The sequence below is a fragment of the Candidatus Liberimonas magnetica genome, assembly GCA_020523885.1.
Classification (GTDB): Bacteria; Elusimicrobiota; Endomicrobiia; order Endomicrobiales; family JAFGIL01; genus Liberimonas; species Liberimonas magnetica.
Genome location: JAJAPY010000021.1, coordinates 37,335 through 59,453, shown reverse-complemented (window position 1 = coordinate 59,453; position 22,119 = coordinate 37,335). Strand labels below are relative to the sequence as shown.

Annotated in this window: 2 protein-coding genes; both read right to left on the bottom strand. The window is 40.2% G+C overall.

The genetic code is table 11. From position 1 onward, the window contains the following. Positions 1 to 233: 233 nt before the first annotated feature. Positions 234 to 782 (bottom strand): T9SS type A sorting domain-containing protein, encoded by a 549-nt coding sequence (locus LHV68_12405; GenBank protein ID MCB4792671.1) that lies wholly within the window; start codon positions 780 to 782, stop codon positions 234 to 236. Between the two features lie 289 nt (positions 783 to 1,071). Then, a complete protein-coding gene (locus LHV68_12400; protein MCB4792670.1) occupies positions 1,072 to 22,119 on the bottom strand; it encodes a radical SAM protein in 21,048 nt (7,015 codons plus the stop codon).

The following is a 22,119-nucleotide window of genomic DNA, read 5'->3' as shown; positions in this document are numbered from 1 at the left end:
CTATACAAATAATCTTGGGTTGTTTAGTCATCATATAACCTCAATAAGTAATTTCAAAAAGACAAATTAATTTTAAGTTTTGCAGATTTCTTTTTGCCTGTTGATTATTTTTTCGAAATTCGTGCTTCGGATTTCGAAATTTCTATTCCATCCTGACAATCCGGCATTAGCCAGTTCCATCCCGGCCATCTCCAATCCCGCATTGTCTTATCCAATGCGCGATTGTAACACCGTTAACGGATTATGGCAAATTTTATGGTTGTGGTTATATCGTTCATACCCTGTTTCTTGGCTTGCACTTTGCAGATATATGTTCCGCTTTGAATATCGCTGTTAAGCAGGTATTCATAGGCATATTGTAAACCTATTACCTGCGGGGCCGAGGTTAGCTCGCCTTTAAAAATCAAGTCGCCAGATACATCATATATCCTGAAATCAATTAAATCAGCTATGCCTACTTCGATATGTATTGTAGGCTTTTTGACTCTTTTGGCTGGGTTTGGAAAAGTGTATGCTTCGTGGAGTATAAATGCAGGATCCGGGCCAATTGCCTGTTTAAGCGCTGTTTTTGCTATAGAAGCGCTTTTTTGTACTATAGATGCATAGCCTCTTGTGATATTCCCTATACTCACAAATTTTATTTTCCCTGAAGAGTTTAAGGAACCGCCGGAATTGATTGAACCTGACATAAAGCCTGCCTGCACGTTAACAGATAAAGATAAAGGTAAAGATAAAGACAAAAGAAGAAAAGAAATTTCTATACGCCTTTGTATAGGTTTCATGTAACACCTTCCATTTTATGATTGATTATTTCCAAACGGCTTGCTAATAGATAGATAGATAGATAGATAGATAGATAGATAGGAAAAAGCAAAACTACTTTAAAAAACATTTCCAGCCCCAAAGAAAAATGCCATATTTAGATGTGCATGAATTATTGTGCAATATTAAAAACAGATTGTCAAGTCCTCACAGAAGTTTGGCAGGTGGAATCCCTCTCTGTGCATGGTGGGAGGCGGCGTTTCCTTGCAGCGGGGTAAATAATATTAGAGAGGCTTACTTATATGACAGCTATCCGGCGGCTTGAACGGCTTTGATGAAGGAGGTTTTAAGGTCCTGCGGCATGTCTTTAAAACCGAACTCTCTTTGATCCTGGTAGTAGAGGAATAATACTTCGAGCAGTTGTTCCAAGGTATAGCTTTCCGGCAAAACTGCATCTTTAATGATCCTATCGCTGTCTTTAAGAGCTTCCTGGGTAATGACCGTAATAGTATTTTGCTGGTTAATTTTAGCATCTAAGCCGGTTTCCCCGAAATCGCCTTCGGCAAGCTTTTCAAGTATTTTCTCCCCTTCTTTGCCTAGGGTAAAAGCTTTTAAAATAAATGTCCCCATTACTGCGTTATACCTGTCCTGTTTTAATCGAATGCCTTTGGGCAAATAGGCATCTTTGACAACAACTTCAAGCGCACCGCGCAGGCAGCCAACTAATTCGTCATATTGCTTGTTATTATAGAAATATTGAAGCTTAAGCTTCAACCTATAAAGTTCCCCTATGTCAAAATCATTGTCAGGATTATTAACCATATTCATTATTTCTTCAATAAGGCCCGGTTCATTCTTTTCGTGCCATTTAAATATCGAAACAGCCAGGGTTTTTAGCATTTCTTCATTTTTTAAAGAAATTTGAGGTATTTTTCTCTTTTGGAAAAAGTTGAGGCCCAGCTTTAAATAGGAGTGTTTATACTTTTCTACCGGGTCTTTAGGTTTTGATAAACTTGCGATACCAGATACTATTTCCTGAAGCAAGGCACCCACTTCATTTAGATTAATTACAAACCCGCTGATGCCGGTTTTCTGGAGCTTTTTAGCTGCCTCATAATTTTCCCCTTCCACCCTATAATACACTTTGTCTTCGGCAAGCAGCGGCACAGCAACATCTGAGGAAAATAAGCGTTCTAGGTAAAAATTACTTACATCTTTAAGGCTTTTTTCGATCAGCGCCCTTTCTTCTTCCCGGGCTAGTTTTTCAGGCAGGGCAAATAATACCTTGGTGTCCGGGAAACGTTTAAAAAGCCCCTCGATTTTTTTATAATCTGCAAGAGTAAAACCTTCAAAGCTACGCAGGTCAATATAAAACCTATCGTACTTTTTCATATTCTTTTTTAATTGAGCGCTCAAGTCCTGGACTGAAACAGCGCTTAGGGCAGGCTCGATCTCGTAACCGGGCAGTTCCTTTATATTATTGATTGAAACTCTTACAACAGGTTTTTTATCGGCTTTTTCTGCTGCCCGGCCTAATTGGTCTTTTGTTATTGAATCTATATTTTCCACTTCCACTATATTTTCCGCATACCTGCCCATGACCGATTCTATGGATTTGGTAATATAGGCGGGCCCGATATATTTAATTATCAAGTCTTTTGCCGAAAGGCCTTTTAAACCTTCATAATCCATAAATTCCTTTACGCTTATAATAACATCAGCCGCTTTAATATGCTTATCATTTATTGCCACAAAAAGAGTATCTTTGAAAAGATTTTCTCTGTCTAAATTTTCAGGCTTCGGTTGAATAAAATTGGCTATATCGCCTAAGCCAAATACGATATCAGGCTTTAACTTTGAAGCTTTTCTGCTGTATTTTACCGGCAGATGTTTGGACAGTGCTTGGCTGTATATTGGGCTGCCTGCAATGTCTTCGATCAGTTGCTGCGCTATCTCTCCAAGAGCTGAAGCTTCAATCGCACTAACCCCTTCTGGAAGCTCGACATAAAGCGTTACAACCGATGTGCCGTGGCCTGCTTTAGTGAGTTCCTGCAAGATCCTGCAGGGTTTGTCTAGATAGTTTATTCCTATAGTTTCTTTATCAGGGGTTATTTCTCTAAACCGGCCTTTTTCTTGTTTCGCTTCTTCCCTAGTAATCGGCGCTATAGTAACGACATTTTGTCCCATCTGTGTCATCTGGACGGTTTTTTCTTTTAGGCTTTGTGCCTCTTCTTTATTATTGGCTATAATGTAAGATGTTGTATGGACCAACTCCTTGATAGTATCTTTAAACACTATTTTAAACCATATTGATATATTGTGATGCAGAACCGCAAAAAACCGAATAGGACTGTATATAATAGACTGTTTGATCCGGGATATTCCCAATGATAAAACAACCCTCAAATTGATTTTAGTGTCTCCGGTGTCAGGCTTTACTTGCTTTACTGTTTTGTCGGTTTGCTGTTTAGTCAGCTGCTCTTCCTGTGTAACTGTTTGATTAGGGATATTTCCTTTAAAATTTCTTTCAAGGAATTTTATTTGCTCAAGTGGTTGAAGAATATCGTCATCTTCAGGAATGGATCCGTTTTCTATGTAAACTTTAGCTTTAGGATCATCTTTATGTAACACAATAGGAATATCAGGTTTTACAATGAATTTGTCCCAAGCATTCAACCATGGAGAAGGGTCTATAATCCATTCTCCATATCTAACATAGTAATGATAACTTGCCGCCCCCTTTTCTTGAACTTTTATAATCCGTGATGAACCACCTATTCTTCGCTGTGTTTCTATGGCATAATGGGCACAATTCAGAGTAAATGGGCCTGCTAAAGCATTAAGGTGCTCGATTGCATTTGAAGCCTGTTTATATAAAATTTCTTTCTCTATTGTAGGACTTGTAGCATTTCCAGTGCCAGGCTTTACTTGCTTTACTGTTTTGTCGGTTTGCGGTTTTGAAAGCCTCTCCTCCGGCTTATGTGTCAGGTTCCAGACAGTGTGGGCAGCTATGTTGGCCAGGCCTTCTATGGTAAGTGTTGATATTTGCTTTGGGGACATAAATGAAGTGATTGAGCTTGACACCATATCCGCTAAGGCATCATCGATATTTTCACCTTCAGAAACTCCCAGATTTTCTTTGATTAATTCTTTGTCTTTTTCGCTTAAGGCCAGAGCTGCCACAACAGCATAGACTGTTTTTGAAAGGTTGGCAATACCTTTGAACTCTTTACCCAAAGCAGCAACTGCGGCATTTACAACTTTTTTCTCAATGAATTCCAGGCCTTCTTTTAATGCTTCTTTATCGTTATATTGGGGATGCGCATCTAAAAACCTGTTTAAACGCAAATTGTATATAAGGCCAAATAACAGGCCAATAACAGGCAGCTTTGCCAGGGATTTATACTTGAATATCCTGGCTATTTCAGCCCATTCCGCAACAGGAGCGTACTCCATATCAGCCTGCAGGCGCTCTTCCGGGGTTAATTCATCTACGCTCTTATGCAGCCTCTTGGCAAATTCCTCAAGCGATTTATTTAATAATTTATCTGTATCCGGCCCTGTATTTTTATCAATTATGGGCCTAAAAGATGGATTTTGATCATAGAGATGCCCCAATAATACATCCTGCTCAAAAAGAAGTGGTAATAATTGTGCCGGCACTGATTGAAAAGTATAGTTTTCTTCTTGTTTTCCTTTAAGATGGGCCATAACATCGCCTAATAAATATACTAAATCTATTTTAGTCATTAACTCATCCATAGGGAAAATAATTGATTCTATATAACTTCCTGCTTTGCCCATAAGGATAGGTAACGAGCTTAGGAATGGAAAAAAATATTTAGCAATACGGAATTGCCGTGCATATTGGATATTTTGTTCTTGAGAGTTGTACAAGTTTACTTTAGCAGAATCTAAAAGGCTTACGTTATTCCACACATAAAGATGCCTTCCCAAAGGATCATCAATTGTTTGAGCAATAAGATCTGAAATTGTACGTTTAGTAATAGGCCGGGACCTTAACCTGGATTCCCTGCGAGTATCGCAGGGCATAAATAAGCCTGTTGAAAAATCCAGCGTAGGATTAAGTATGCATCTGCTTTTTGCTTTTAGTTTCTCAACAATTTTATCAAACGGTAAACTCAAATGCTTTAGACGCTTATTCTGGAAAAACGGTGTTAAGCCTGAATGGTAGGTAAATGCGGTAAATGGCATTTTTTGCTTTTCATACATTTGGGAAGAACTTTCTAATAAAGCAAGGGTACTATCAAGTTTCGAGAAGAAAGATGCCCCGACCCCTTCTTTATCCAAATCGTGGGCAGTGACAGTTAACCTGTATTGGCCAAAATACCCGTTTTCGTTGTGTACCATCTCATGTAATATTCTTTCGTATTGGTAAAAATCTATTTCACCCCTGGCGATAGCTTTCGACATGTCGGTCGTTGACCTGTATTTAACTGATTTTAACCCTAATACTTCCTGCAGCAGCTTCATGGTTTGTGCCATTGCAAGAAACACAGCATCTTCATTATTGCCGAACTTCTTCCAGGTTTTGATTGTCTTTACTGCCTCGTTGTCCCAGCTTAAACGTATCGTCATTGTACCAATGCCGGCAGTTCTCGACTTAATATCTTCTAAAACCTCTCTGGCTTTTTCAGGGTCCTGTAAAAATAATAAGCCGTTGGTTGTTATATGTACATTATTTATCCGGTATTTATTACATGCATCAAGTGTTGCCATGAGCGATTCTATATCGTCAAATGAATCCTCGCCTAAAATATCGATGTTCTTAATACCAGCTTCAGCTGCCTCTTTTATTTTACTGTCTATATCTTCTAAATCTATAGGTGTCGTAGCTTCTATAGTTTCTCTGAGATAAGGGGTATTGACAGCACAGAAAACACAATTACGAGAACACCACGAAGTTCTTACATTTCTTCTCTTATTTTGTATAACAAGCAAATGATTAACCTCTTCAAGGAGATTAAAATTACTTGTTGGGGCATACTTTATTCCCTGCAGGTAATACTGCGCCATGCGCATTTTGGGGTCTATGACTATATGGTTTTTAAATAATTTAATTTCATGCTGCTTACCGCCTCGTTGGATTGTGAGCACAGGTATTTTTTCATCTTGCTTTAATGCAGCAACTGTGCCTTGGTGCTTATCATTCACAGCATTGACCGCTTTTGCTAATCTTTTTTGCCAGACTTCCCAGTACTCCAGAGCTTCGGGCATGGTACTTTTTTCATTCTCTAAACAAAAAGCAGCAAAATCGTCCTGTAAAGCATACAACAATGCCCCACCGTTATTTTCCTTATTAATAAAAGATTCTAAAAGAGCTGCGAGATCCATTGATTTAAACTTAGGATAGTCATTATTAATAACTGGCAGGGCTGATGCTTTGTCTCTCATCCCTGATACTTGATCAAAATGGGATTGAATAGTATCGGGAACTGCTGGTATTTCTTGTCTGATATCGGCTGGAAGAGGCGTTATTGTTGTCAGCCTTTCATTTTTCTCATGCGTAAGGTTCCAGGCTGCGTGGGCGGCTATGTTAGCCAGGTCTTCAATGGTAAGGGTTAGTATTTGCTTCGGGGACACAAATGAAGTGATCGACTTCATTACAGCTTTAGCAAAAGCAGAATCTGGTTCTTTCAGTTTAGCCAAGATAGCCGCTTTCTCAGCTGCGTTTAGCCCCATTGCCGTATCACCCTGGACCTCTCCCGCAAGGGTAGAGGTGCTAAGCATGGCATCAACAACAGCGGTAACTGCTTGTGCAAGGTTAGCTTGGGTAATACCTGTAAACTGTTTACCTAAAGCTTCTATAACGCTTTCACTCATAGTAGCTTCAATATAACCAATTCCATCTATAAGCTTCCTGCGCTCACTGGATCCCCGCCAGGCAGTTAACCCGCCTTTAAAGCCTTTGGGCATATGCGCATCTATGAATATATCCAATGCATCGCCATTTTTACCGCTTTCTTTATTAAATCCATAGATATCTTTCCCTTGCTCAAACCGGGCTTTCCTTGCATCAACAGCTGCTTTCACTTCATTTCGTTCCGCAACAGGTGCCTCATCAAAGTTAGCTTGTGCTATTCTTTCTTTCTCTTCGTTTAACAATCTAACAAAGTCATCCTGGATATCTAAAAACATGATTTCAGGTTGTATTAAACTTAAAAACTGAACTTCCCGGTCAGTTAACTTTTCTTTATGTTCAGGATCTGTCTCCCATTCTGCTTTCTTATGTTTTACTTCTCTAACTTTTCTTTCAAGCTCTTGTTTTATATCAGCTAAAAGCCTGTCCGCATCTTTGCCTGTTCCTATAACCAGCAAGGTCCACGGCTCTGCTAGATTACACATGTTAGGCAGCCTGCTGGCAATATGCCAGCCCACAGTCTGCTTCCCTGTTCCCTTTACGGTATCGTAAACAGAAAAATCCGGGTCAAGAGCATATACCTGTTTATGCTCGCCTTCCGCTAAAAGGTTTTCTTTTTTAAGCATTTTATTTACGAGAGTGCCCGCCTGCGATTGCATCCAGGCCATTGAGTAAGCGATATCTACCATACTCTTATCTTCAATTATTCGTTTAATTTCGTTTGCAATTTTTCCAATAGGAAGGTTTAGCAGGCTTCTTACAACATCTTTAAACACTCTCTCCATCTTCCCGTATCTTTTGCCGCTTTCATCTAAAGACAAAAATTTGCTGACACCTGTAAGGATAACCTCATGAATTCTTTCGTCCTCGCCATATATTCTCATTAAGCTTCTTTCTGCATGAACATCACCAACACCTTCTTGATAGGGAGCCATCATCTTTTCTGCCAGGTCTATCAGCGATTGTTCAGCTTTATAAATCCATACAGCGCCCTGCTGAAGCATTATTTTTCCAAAGCCAAGAAAAGTCGGGCTTGCATCTTTGTTGCCGTAAATACATGAACTAAACCCGTGGTTTATAATACTCCAGGCACAGTTTTTACAGGGCTCCTGGCTTGAAACAATAGATGCCTGTTCCCAGTCCGTAAAACCCTTTGCTTTTGCGGCAAGTATCGCAGTTTGCTCAGCATGCTGATAAAAATACTGCTTTCCTCCTGTACCAAGCCTGTCCCTTTCCGGCTCCGTAACACTAACTTTATCTCTATATTTCCGTGCAATAATATCCCCGGTTTTTTTATTAAAGATAATGGCGCTGACAGGGAAACCGCCGGTATTACTCTTATTTCTAATTGCATCGCTCAGAGCCAGTAAGAGAAAAACGTTATGTATTTTTATTTCAAGAGCATCAAACTCTTCGCTCTTTTGTGAAAAGTTTAAAGTGTTTCTAATAGAGACAAGTTTTTTGCCTATAGCCGGGATCCTATCATCTATCTCAGCAAATAGTTTTTCTAAGGACTCCTCTTCCTCTTTTGTAAGCTGAGGTGCACCCTTTTCTTTCGTAGCTTTTTCTTTCTTGTCTACCAATTCTATCGCGGTGTTTAATCTATCAGTATATATTAAAGCTTCTCCAGACAAGACTTTTGCCAATAACTCCAGAGGAGCTTTCGAAGCTGCTTCATCGAACTTTATATTAACTTTGTATTTTGCTTTTATGTGGGCAAGGGTTAAAACTACAGATAGGTCTTTTTTGGTTTTATCGCTGATTTTTGAAGGGTTATTTTTTAAGGCAGCTGCTGTATTTTTTGATATCTTAATTACTCTTTGGCTTCTTCCTTTATATTCTATGCTTGGCGGGCCCCGCGCTACAATTTCTATCTCTGCGTCACGGACCGCTGCTATGGTATCTTCTAATCCTATATGTTCAATAAGCTCAGGGTTGTTTTGATTTACAAATTGAATAAGGGCTTCTTTAGCGTTGTCCTGGTCCTCTCCGGCTTTAATCAGCCTGTTTACATCATTATTTGTCTGAGCAACCTGAGCCCTGCGCGTGTCGCCTTTTGCGATAGTCTCGGAGTGGGTTTTTTCTCTGTCGTCAAACATTATTTTTTCAATAATACGCGTAATCTCGTTCCACTCCCAGAGCCTGCCTTTATCGGTTTTTGCATTTACTGAAATTATCGGACGGACCGGAGCTTTCCCGGTTTCCATAAAAACAAGCAGTGCAGACCATAGGCGCATAGTTTCTTCATTTCCGGGCAGGAATACAAAGCTTTGTACATTCTCGTTTATTAATATCTGATGAGAAATTGCACTTTTTGTTACAATTGATTCCGGAGGCAATAAACCGGCCGGTATATCCTGCGGGTCTTTAACCAGAGTAACCACTTGAATTTGTTCAAATTCTTCAGCTGTCAAGGAGGCCTTTAAAGCCTTTAATAATTCAAGATTAGCGATACGGACAGTTCTTTTCTTAAGCAAACCTTTTATTAAAGTAACGGTATTGTTCATCTCTTCCTGCGTTATTATCTGACCGCCGATAAATGTTAGGCTCTTTCCCCAGGTTCTTAATTCTGATATATTCTTTCCAAGTTCATCCATTTCCTTCGATATCTCTTTAAGTGACGGCAGTTCTGGCACATAACCTGTATTTGTCATAAACCTAACGCCTGCCTCAAGAGTTGCATCTTCATTATTTCCCATTACAGACAGCGGCGTGCCTGCATTAGTTGTTCTATACGAACCAAGAACCCTAACTTCTCTTCCTTGTGCATCAAGAGGGCCTCTTGCTTCTGGAACCAGGGTGCCTTCAAACCCGCCTTTTAGAGGTTCTATAAACCCGATTTCTTCCAATGTCTTTATAAACGGTATCCAGAAACTCGTAAAAACTATAGGCTGCTGCCTAAATAAAACTTCTAACAATTCCCAGACAGTTCCTAAACCTCCGGTTTGCGAAAATAAACCGTAGTTATTCATACAAAGGCCCCACTCGCGTCCTGCGAAAGTAGAGGTCAGCATCCATCTTCCATGTCTAACTATTTCATTCGGTTTTTGCTCAAAAGGAAGTTTAACTCGTATCGCCTGAATAAGAGTCTTTAATTTTTCATCGGACATTCCGTCTTTTTTTGCAGCCTCATAAAAGCCTTCTAAAAATGCCTGCATCATAGCAGGCCCGCCGCCGGTTTTTACCGCCGGCAGGGCTTTTATTTCTGAAAGAGGCTGGTTCCTGTCAGCTTTCCCTTCCTTATTTTTCTTGAAGGTTTCATATACAATTCTGCCTAAATTCTTTGTTATTGCATAATCCGGATCATTTGGCAGAGATCGTGCACTGCCAAAGGAAGTTATTGAAGGCGGAAGCCCAGACAAAAATTCTACAATGCTGACAAACTCCTTCTTTAAATTATCAACAAATTTTTCATCAAAAGTATCTGAATAATAAAGCATTTTCAGCTTTTCTTCCGGTACACTATTTATCGTTCTTTTTGTGACTTTGTTGCTAAGCTTGGCTAAATCGGCAAGAGTGGTTGTGGTATTTCTGGCCAGGTTAAGACCCGGTATGGAATTTATTACAGCCCTGATTTCTTCAGGTACTATAAACGGAGCAGTTTTTACAGCTTCATCTACCATACTTTCTGCTTTCATTATAAGCTCAGCTTCGGCGTCATTACCCGATAATGACATCCTGTAGGTATGATAGAGCTTTACGAAATTTTTAGGAGGCAGGTTTTTGGCTATTTCTTCCACTGCCATACTTGCAAAAGCATCATTTTTCAGTTCTTCTGCTATTTGTGCTCTTGCTTTTTCTAAATCTCTGTTAAATCCTTTATCTCCCCCTTTAAAAGCATTAGTTTCATTTATTTCGTGTTTAATAGCCACCCTAAGTTCATCATCTGTAATTTCACTTGGCTTTTTGTTACCCCAAAGTTCCCAGAAACCTTCTGATACGGACACTGTAACCCCGTCAGGTTCAAGTGTTGCAAGCCCGGCTATGCCTTTTTCTGTTTGTGATTGTATTAATTTCCCTTTATATGTCCTTATGTTTATGATTTTGCCGTCATATCTTACCGGCCTGTCTATTTGATCTTCTTTAATGTTTTCCGGTGATATTTTTGTTATATCCGGATTTAAAAGTACAGCCTTTGCTATCGCTGTAGAAACCACAGCTAAATTATCGCCAAGAGCTTCTTTAATAATAGGCGCTTTGCCAAGTATATCCAAGACCGCCAGGTCTACACCCTTGCCAAGCCAGCCAGCCTGTTTTCTAAGTACGTCCTTGTATCCTTCAAGCCTATCGAATTTTGTAATCGGGATTGTTTGAAGAAAAGTTGCTGCCCACTCGTTAGCTTTTTTAAGAGCAGACAGCGCATCTATTCCTTCCTTATCCATAATAAGCTTTGTTTTATACTTGATTATTTCATCAATTACAGGCTTGTATTTTTTTACCATGGCTTCAGGCCTTACAGAAGCTTTTCTAGCAATCCTTCCTATTAACGCCTTATCGTTCAGACCACTTAATTGTGCTGTTATAGAGCTTAAAATATCATTTTTATAAGACTTTACCCATCCTGAAATATTCTTGATTCTTACCCACTTACCATCCATAACTTTTGAAATCATTTCGCTCTGTATTCGGGATAATATATGTAATTCCATTATATGAATTAATTCATCTATCAATTTATCCTTTGCTTCGGAGTTTGTTTCTCGATTAATCCGGGCTATTAAGTCATCGAGTTCTGTTTTGTCAAATCCAAGCGCTTGAGAGACTTCCCCGTCTCCATAAGCTCTGTAAAACCTGTGCTGTAATTCATGAACCTTAGTGCGCTCTATATTTGGGGATCCTTCAGATTCGAAAATAAAAAGCCCTTTTATATCCATCCCATTATAATTCTTAATATAATTTACATTAGATAGACCAGTTGAATCTAAGAATAATTTTTTATTTTGTTGGGTAAAAGGTCCGATATCTTCTTTTGACTCTAATTTTTTTCTCAGATAATTCATATATGCGTATGAGTCCTGGTCAAGAAGAAAACTCACGGTATCAGGCAGGAACGTGATCTTCACTCTTTTAGGGATAAACCCGAGTATGCCACTAAAGAACTCCTTCTTTGCAGGGTCTTGTAAAATATCCTTGCTTAGCAGAGTCTGGCCGTCCTTGATACCTGCACGGTCGGCTATCTTAGCCAGCTGTTTGACCTTTTTTCTTTCGCTTAAATACTTGGCTATCCCGGCAGAGAACCTGGCTACAGCTCTTTGGGCAGTGAGTTCTTGTACGTCTTTTCCTATAACCCCGATTTCTTCCAACGATGCGTCCGGGTTTGCGGACAGGTAATTCCTCAGCTTAATAATAATTTCTGTAATCAGCTCCCTCTGTTTGAAATATTCATCTAAAAGTTCTTGTTTTGTAAGCCTTGAGACCGGAACACCTGAAGTAAGTGCAGCTGTAGCCAAGCTTTCTTTTGATGCTTCGATAACAGTTTCCGTAACTGTTTTAGCCTGTGCCTGCAAAGGTTCCAGGCCCAAATCTTCGGTAAGAGTGGTTAGCTGTTCCTTTATTACTTCAACCCTCCTGCGCAGGTCCGCTATTAAGGGATTATTCGCTATACTTTGAGGCTTGTCTCCGGTGTCAGGCTTTACTTGCTTTACTAACTTTAAATTACTAAGTAAAACCTTTATTAGGTCACCAAGAGCTTTGCGCAGGCTGAATAATTCCGGGCCCATTGTAACAACGATGCTATGATTCATACCATCCGCAACTAATTTAATTGCCTCTTGGGGGTTCTCTACAGGTTTGCCATCGACCTCGATTTTTTCCACTCCTTGAAACACATGGTGAGGATTAAAGATCTTTATTTTATAGTTCGAGGTTTTGCCGTTTTTTATATCAAAATAAGGGTATTCATACTCATATTCACCCCATTCATTCGGTATAGTCGGATTAATCCTTACAGTATCACCATTTTCGAAATCAAAACCCTTATCAAAACCCAAAACATATTTTAGTATGTTTGAGTATATCCAGCTTGAGCAGCCGCTGTACATGGTCCACCCGACCTGGCCTTTGCGGTCATAGCCCTGGCTCCTTAAATAGCGTATTAACTCAACAGCCTGGCCCCACTGAAGTTTAAAAAAATACCCGATAAGCCTTGGTACTATCATTTCCCAGTACATCCCGCCGTAAATATCTGCGGGAACACCGTACGGCTCTCCGCCGTAGTTCACAGCCGGCTTGTGCCCCGGACCGTCCGTGTGTACTATACCATCAGAGTGTTCCAGAGGGTCTGCGTGTTCCATAGGAGAAAAACAAGCCATTAAGCCCGGCAGTTTACCTGCAAATTTCTTATAGGAGTATGTTTTATAGAAAAGAACCGCACAAACCCAAAGATAGTTTGCAATGGTTAGAATATTGAAAGGTTTATCAGCTATTTTAGTCAGTGTTTCCTTTAATTCATTGTCCTTTTTGTCTAAATCAGCTTTCAGGCGGTGGAGTAACTTTATAAACGCAGTAACAAGCCAGGTTGCGCCGTGAGTATATTGAGCAGCATTCTCGCGAATACCAAGAGCATACCGCGCCAACGCACCGGCCCAGGTTTCTTTGTTTAAAATCCTGTCAAACAACAAGATCATTTTTTCTTTTGGTTTGTACAGGTGTTTCACCGCATATTTTACAGCTTTTTCTGCACGAACCGGATCTGATCCATTGGATATCTCTGCCCAGGACTGAACTATAACATCGCAAAAATCAACTACCTTTCCGTCATCTGAAAAACCGCGCACATAATATTTTCCGTTCCAGGCATGTAAATCAATGTTTCTTTTGAGCTCCTGCGCCTTATCACGGTACCGTTCTGCGTCACTTGTTTTACCGTATTTTTCGGCTATATCCGCAAACTGTATCAAGTTCGTATAAAGGAAAAATGCAAGCCAGACGCTTTCTCCCCTGTCCATATGCCCCATGCGGTCAAGACCGTCGTTCCAGTCTCCTTTTCCTATCAACGGAAGCCCGTGGGCACCCATCTGGGTCAGTTTCAGGTCCATAGCTCTTTTAGCATGTTCATACACCGTTACGGCTTGTTCAGCAAAACTTGTTTTCGGGTCAAGTATACGGGCTTCGTCGAGCCGCCCTTGAGGGATCTTAAAGGGTTTTAAAATATCAATTTTACCGTCAAGAAATGCATAGTCACCGGTAACATTTAGGTATTTGCCCAGAATGAAAGGCAGCCATAAGAGGTTGTCGGATATAGTGGAAAGCTGTCCCAGATTGTTGTGTTCAAGCCACCAGTGGGTCACTGCGCCGGTTTCAAACTGGTGTGCGCAGAGATCTTTAATATACGCATAAGTTTCATGCCCAAGCTGCCAATTACCGGACTGCAAAAGGCCGAGATACGACTGCGCCTGGTCCCTGAATCCGTAGCCGCCGCTAGCTTGATAAAGGGCTGCGCGCGCATAAATATGAACCAAATACATCTGGTACGGCAGCCAGTAATTTACCATGTAATTAAGGTTCGCATTCGGGGTATGTATCTTAAAGCTGAAGAGTTTTTTCTTTAAATATGCCGTGCGCTCTTCAAGCTCTTTATCTATGGTGTCTTCTGTTTTGAATTTCTCAATAATATCCCGGGCTTCCTGTTTGCGCTGTACGTCATCACCTTTATATATTTGACCGTACATAAAGGCAAAATGGCTGCTTTGTTTATCTTTGCTCAGCGAAACTTCAGTCCTAAGGCCCGCAAAATCGTCATTTCCCGAATAACTGCGTCTAGCTCCCTCCGGAAATGCTGCCTGTAAAAGCGCCCGGTTAAGCTCTTTACTAAAAGGTGCCAGCTTGGTTTCCAAAGAAAGACGGTCTTTACTTATTTCTTTATAAGTATCCAATAACTCTTGTATCTGCGGGCGTAATTTTTCATGCTTGTATGCTATTTCATCCGGTAGATTCTGTCTATCCATAAGCCTGTTAAATGCATCTACGAGGGCCTCTTCGTAAATATTTTTCAGGTATTTAAGGATTTCTTCGTTCGACATTTCATCCACTTCACGAGTTAAACATCCAAAAAGTTCAGCTATAACAACTTTATCATTATGTGATCTTTTTTCATTCCTTAGCTGGTCCATAATTCCATTGTAATCCAGTTCCCCTATTAGAAACTTCGAAGAACTATATTCTGTGAAGGTGTCATCTTCCTGAGCTTTTTTATCGCCTATCATCCTGTGGAACCCGGTCAGCATGGTATCACCACTTCTGCTTTCAATATCAAGCGTGCCCTGTTGTTCATCAAAATTAACCACTAAGTCCTGGCCTTCCCATTTATTAAAACTCGAAACAGCAAATTTACGTTCTGCTTCGCCGTTGTATTTAATGTCAACTTTGGCAAAGGATACGGGTTCATATTTTGAGACAAAGCGTGTTACCGTTATAGTAAATGACCCGTCGATCGCTTTTGTAATATACTCTATTTTCCCCGGGGTTACCCGTGTTTCATAGGTAACGTTTGAAGACGGCTGCGGGTGAGGGGTCAGCGAAAAGTCGCCTATTTTCTTTCCGTTTTCATCGGTTATATTTACCATTAATCCCGTCACTACGTTCTCAGTTACAATATTGGGATTCCACATACTCTGTTTTAATACCGAACTTCCACTAAACGAAAAGAAGGCTCCGGCAACTGTTGCCACAAATCCCATGCGGCCGTTTGAATCCGGATAGGCCCACGGTTTTTTGGTAGAACGAGGCTTCCTTACAATGCACACCCTGCCTTCCTGTGTAAACCGGTACACAGGCGCCGTGGGATTATAAGGATACAGAGCGTTAAGTGCCTGCTGTTTTAGGCTGCGCAGCTGCTTTTGAGGTATCTTTCCGTCTTTAGAATTTATAATATTTTTCAATAAATCTTTAATCTCATTTCTGAGCACCCTGCCGCCGTCTTCTGTGGAGTCATAAAAGTCGGATAGATCGTAAGCGGATTTGCTTATTAAGTCTTCAATTAGTTTGTCAAGCGCTGTTTTATCTGATCGGGAAGCATTATTACGCAATTCATTAATTCCTCTGCCGAGTATTTCTTCAACAATGCTTATATCCGGGCTGTTTATAATTCCTCTAAATACTTTTTGAACTCGTTTTTCGTCAATTTGATTCTCGCTAAGCCGCTTGGCAATTTCAGCATCCGCAAGTTTTGAAAGATCTTCATAGCCGGTGTTCAAAAGCTGCGCAAGAATATGTGCGGCAACTGTTTTTCCTTTTCCCTTTTCAATACCATATTGTATTTTTAAAGAATTTTTAAATACTTCAAACTCAGAATCAGGTTTATTCGGCATCAGGCGTACTGAACGCTTGAGACGTTTGCAGAACCCGGCAACCATCTTTGCCAGCTCTAGAGGAGGTTTATAGTTACTATTTAGAGGATTCTCCGTTGCCCGTTCTGTGATGCCCTGTTCCCGGCAGCGTTTGACAATTCTAGAAACCTCTCGTTCATTCTGTCCTAGGCCTATAAGAACGCTGAACTTATAGGTCTCTCCTGCTTTAATGAAAACTCCTTTTCTATTAAGGCCCGCGGCAGGCGCAAGCGAGTATCCCTGATTGCCTGCAAATTTGCCTGTTTCAACTGATTTAGGAAATAAAATACTTCTTAACCTGCCATAAAGCGTCATCCGGTCAGTATCAAAACCGTCAAAGAGTGAACCATCCTTGCCGCCAAAACAAATAAACCCATACGGCTGTTCTTCCTGTTCCCCCTGCAGTGTCCGCTGTCTGGACATAATATAGCCGGAACCGGGGGTAGTCATATTTAATATGCTTAAGAAACCTCTAAACCTCTGGCCCCTGAAACCAGGGACCTTTCGTAATGGCAGTAATAGATGATATAAACCCTGTTTACACCAGGTCCAGATGAACATTTCATGATAGGTACGGTGCGTCTCCCAGGAATCTACGTTTCCCATTATCCATTCCATCATAGCCGTATAATCTATATTCATATCTTTGGGAGGCGTAAGAGAGTATTCTCTTTCCTGTACGGATTCCTTTTTATCATAACAGATCCGTACAGTCACTTTGAATTTTTTCTCTGATCCTTTAACCGGGAAACTGTAATTATAATAGATGTATCCTTTTTTATCTCCTTCTCCCCATACTATCTCCGGCTCAGCTGCTCCGACAGTATAGACTTCACCTGTGCCTATGTCTTTAATGTCAACAACATTATTATAGCCCAAGGCATTACTATTACCATAGCAAATCAGGCCTATAGGGTTTTTTGCATCGCCAAAGAATTTTGCATTTCCGACAAGAACACGCTTTTCTTTGTCTTCTGTATCTGCCGATTCTTTATCTTTTTCCGGATCATGATATTTTTCCGCGGGAGTTTCAAAAATTTTTTCAAGAGGTTTTACACCTGTAGCCCCGTGGTTTTTCACATATGCTTTAAACCATTCAACATTTATATCATTTGTAAAAAAGTTTACCAGCGCCATATACATCATACCGGTATGGTGCGCATAGACTTGATTAACAATTCCGTATGTAAAATTTATGAATATGCCCAAGGTTTTTCGCTCTATTACCTGACAGGCTTCATAATAACCAAACCTGCAATTCATATTATGGCGTTTTAAGTTCCATTGGCCCCGCACAACAGCATTAAGGATACGGTTCGTGCCCATCCTTTTTGCCATAAGCATAGCCATATATAAGGCATACGAAGCACTTACGTCTACATTTATAAAATCATTCTGGTCTTCAGCAATTTCCCAGTTACCGTAGGCCGCATAACCATCTTTAGTAAGCGCATTGCACTCAGATTTTGCCCAATGACTACCGGAAATAAGGGTTAGGATAAATCCTATAAACGGGCGGTTCTCAAGGAAACGGCCGAACCTTTTACCAAACCTTGCGATTAAAACCCCTCCTATTTTTTCTTTCAGCTGTGCTTCAATTAATTCAACATCCTTATCTCCTATGGGCGAATCATCCGTATCCATAAAAATGCGGCGTGTCATTTGTTCAAACATGGTGCCAAACCAGGACCTGAAGATAGTATGGTTTAAGGCATTATCGGGTATGTGCCCCAGCTCAATTGCAACTACATAAGCATTCATTGCTTCGCTTAAAGTGCGGTCATATCTGGCTTTTTGAAGGTAGATCTCTGACTTGCTTTTTAATACCTCAAATATTTCTCTTATCTGGTCCGGATTAAAATCATTTTCCAAAGATACACGAAAGTCTTCATATTTATTTTTTACTTCTGCAAACTTTGGCTGTACAAGGAAATATCCGGGAAAGTTTCCATCTCCGGCCATATATCCTTTTTGGCACAGAACCTTAAACACATCCACATCCTTGCCTTCTTTTCCTTTTTTAATACCCTCAATTGCATCAAGCAAAGAACCTGCGATAGCTTCGTTGCCCCCCATACGCATAAGATAGTTGTAATCTAAGGCCCGGGTTATATGTGTTTTTACTTCTGCGGCGTAGCCGGGCATCTCTTTATCCACGAAAGCACTGATATCTTTTTCTATAAAATTGAGGATTTCATCTCTATTCCCAAAAAAATCTTTTTCAAGCAAGCCAAGATAATGATTTATTTTATCTTTAATTTCCTGTTTGTTATTAAGATTTGTTTTCCAATCATGCGTCAGCCGGGCAGTATCTATTCTTCTGCTTATATAGGAAAATAATTCCTTCATAACAATTTGCTCTTCCCAGAAGACATCAAAGCGCATTTTTTTAATTATATCGTTACATTGATTAATAATTAATTTCCTTTCAGCGGCAGCTTCTGTTCCTTCCATCGCTTCAAGGGCTGACACAACGTTCATTAAACTTGCCGCAAAATTACCGTTATCAACAGCCGAGATATACAAGCCTTGCGGTTCAAGCGCTTTATGCCCATTTTCTTCCCGAATGTAATACCAGTTATAGAGATGCTCAACGTCAAGTTCTTCTCCATTTCTAACGATTGTCGTCGTGTGTTTCGGCATCCGTTCAATGCTCTTCAACGTCATCTTGAGACGATTGAGCATTTCTGTTTGGGTGATATAATCCTTTTGTTCATTAATAGCCCAATGGATTTTTTCATATATTTTCTTTACCTGTTTTTGGTATGGGCTCCCCTTTAATAAATCTTCTAAATCTTTCAATGGTATATCCTTAAACCTGTAATCATTGTTCATAATTCCGTTTGCCTGCAAAAATTTAATAAAATCGACAACTTTTTCTTTTCCTGCAATCTTGGCAAATTCTTCCTGCATCAGGGTGTGCCATAACTTTACATTGTTAGGCAGGGCAAGCATATATTTGCCGATGTTCGTTGTAGATGTGCGGTAATCTACACCGGATATAATATCGCCTTCCAGCGTGACATTGTCCGGCGGCAGTTGGCTGCCTGCTTCATTTACCATATCCCGATAGAAACGAAATGACTGTTTCCCGGTGTCCAGAAGCATGGCCCGTTTCTTTTCGTAACTGCCGAACAGCACCGTCCACAACTCATCTAAAGATTGTTTGGCAAATTTTAACCGGTTTTTAAATGACTCTATTTTGTTTTTTACTAATGACGATGCCGACATCTGCGCTTTGGTATATTCATCAATTTTCCGCTGCAACCCGGCCAAATGGCCGTAACCTTTCACTAATTGGTTTTCTGGCTCTATTTTTGCTAACTCTGCAATATAATTAACAAATCCGTGAAAATGCGCAACTGTGCGGTTTTCTGGCAGTTTTGCTTCTTGGAGGCTCATGTTTTTATTTTCTTTTAATAAATAGGAGGAAAAGGCCCTTCCTATTTCGCTGGTAGGTTCATCAAAGGCCAGAAACCGGCACTTTTCGTATTCAACTACTATATCAATAAACGGACATGAACCGTCATCCTCAAGCTTTAGAGTTTGCAAAAATCCTTCAGTAACCTCAAAAACCTTCTTGGGCTCCCGCATACTACCTTCCGGATTAAACATAAAAAAACCAGGAGAACCATCTTCTCTGGGCATGGCGTGAGCTTTGACAACGCGGACATCTGCTGAAATATCATCAGGTGTTTGTCCCGGGGTATGAAAAAACAGATCAAAAAAACTTTTTTTGTCTTTTAGCACTGCGTTTGTAATTGCTGCAATTTTCAGGTTATACATTCCTTTTGCAGCCAAAGGATCAATTTCCCGGTCCCTGCGCCATTTAACACTGTTACTGCTTATAAATAAAGAGTTGAGTATTCTAACAATCCATTCGTCAGTATCTTTTATTGAAGGCAAGCGCAGGTTTTTGAGGAAACTTCTAATGATATACCTTAGCCCGACCGCATTGATAACTTCCTGTTGAGCTGATTTTACAACGCTTGAGAGCTGCTCCGGTACTTCCATACCCAATACCGTAGTGGTATATGTTTCTGCCTCTTTAAGAATTGCCTTTTGGGACCTGTGTTCCTGTGCGGTTTTTGGTTTTGCCTGTATGCTTTCCGGCTTTCTTTTGCCTTCCTTAGTATAAGCAATGGATGCGGTTTTCTCGGCTTTTGAGTTATCAAGGTAATTATATGAAAGTTTCAAGCCGTCATCTGAAATGAAAATGCCGGTTTTAGCCGTATCAACATTAAGATCTTTAAATAACTCGTTAAAAATTAAGTTTATTTGTTCAGGGGTGAGTTTATTTTTTATCATCATTTGCATAAGATCATCGGCTATCTCATCTGCCCGTTCGTGTAATCCAAGGGCTGATAAGATAATAAGCGCTAAACCTGAAAGACCAGAGTTCTTTCCTTCAAAATATTTGGTCTGTGGTCTGTGGTCTGCGGTCTGCGGTCTGTTGTCTACTATCTGTTGTTCTAGAAGCATTTGGCTCTGGTATTCAAGGAGTTTAGCATATACAGACTCTGCCAAACCTGTGTTTTGGGTAACATTAGGGGTCACTACCAGGTATGGCACTCCTCTTTCTTTCAAAAGTTCTGAAAGGCCTGCAGTATGGAAACCGCCGGTAATAAGAACAATGACTTCGGTTGCATTTTCCAAGGCATCGCTAGGAACCATTGCAAGCGGCAGCAAAGCAATCCCTTCATTGACAGGCATTCCTGTAGTCTGTGGTCTGTGGTCTGTAGTCTGTGGTCTGTAGTCTGTAGTCTGCAGTATGCCGCAGTTTGCGATCAGGCAATTATTACGCAAAAAGTTGGCTGCATAGTATTCATTTAGCAAATCAAAATACTCTTGGATCCCAGTTAGTTCTTCATTTTTGACATACTTGACCCACAAGTATTTAAACTGCTCTGTATTAGCTCGGATATATTCATAATCCTTAGTTGAACTTTTATAAGCCAGGTAATCTTTGAAATTCCTAATAAATTCATTTAAAAATACTACTTCCCGTTCGCTCTTTGTCCGGGCCAGCCTTAAGCGTATTTCATTAATGAGGTTGTGCTCTTCGTCAATAAGAAGTATAGGGTTTATGTTTTGGGTTACTTCCAGATATTCAAAAAACTTGTTTAAGTTTGGAAAGTCCTGCATAACGGAGGGCCCGAATCTCTTGGCTATCCGTGAAAGATAGACATATAACTGGTTCGGCTGCGAAAAGTTGCCTGTGTAGGTAGCCAGCATATTATATGATGAGTAGGGTAGTTTGGCCTTTAATAAGACAATAAATACCTGCAATTCCTTGCTGACTTGTTTATAGTTTATTTTGCTTTGCACTTCAAATATCTTTGTAAACTCAGTTAAATTATTGGATTTCTTTAGGCTGATATTTTGGTCCTGAGCAAATTCAAGAAGCTTAGAATAGTACTTTTTGGGCTTGATCTTTCCAAGCCTATTCTTTTCGATCAGTTTATCCAGTTTTTTGTTACCTGAACCGTAATACACATCCCTCAGTTCCGACACCTGGCGGGCAAGTTCGTCAACCTTTGACTGTATCTCATTTTGTTTTGCCTGAATTTTAGCGAGCCGTATGATGTTCGAAGTGTGAAGCGCCCTGTCATCAACACCATAGAGAATATCGTTTTTTCCTGATGTCGCGGAGTAATACTCTGCGCCCGAAAGCTTGCCGCTTTCAAGAAGGGTATCAAGGACTTTTTTCTTTAGGTCCTCGTTTTTTACATTAGTAAGCCAGGAAGTGTCTATGGAGCCGCTGACACCTTCAATGTATACTTTTTTCAGGTTATACTTCTTATCTAAAATCGATATGATATTTGAGATGTTTTTTTGAACTTCCGGGTGGCAGTGCAGGTCCTGGATGTTTACCACTAGCGTGGAGCGTTTAGCGTTTAGCGGATAGTTGTTTTTTTCTGTTTCTCTGCGCTCTACATTATCCGCTGAGTATGTTTCAGTTATTTTACCGTAATTTACCGGTATCAACAACCCGTCAAATATCTCTTTAAAGTCTTTACTGGTTTTTCTCTGTTCCAGGGCTGCCTGAAGCGGCTGGCCTATAATAAAAGAAAAAGTAAAACAGAGGGCAGTTAATACCGCTGTTACTTTTTTAAAATTGATAATGGTTTTTAAATTGTTTTTTATCAT

Excerpts from the sequence above, each read along its gene's own strand:
- LHV68_12405 (MCB4792671.1), bottom strand. The coding sequence starts at position 782 with ATGAAACCTATACAAAGGCGTATAGAAATTTCTTTTCTTCTTTTGTCT.
- LHV68_12400 (MCB4792670.1), bottom strand. The coding sequence starts at position 22,119 with ATGATAAAAAACAATTTAAAAACCATTATCAATTTTAAAAAAGTAACA.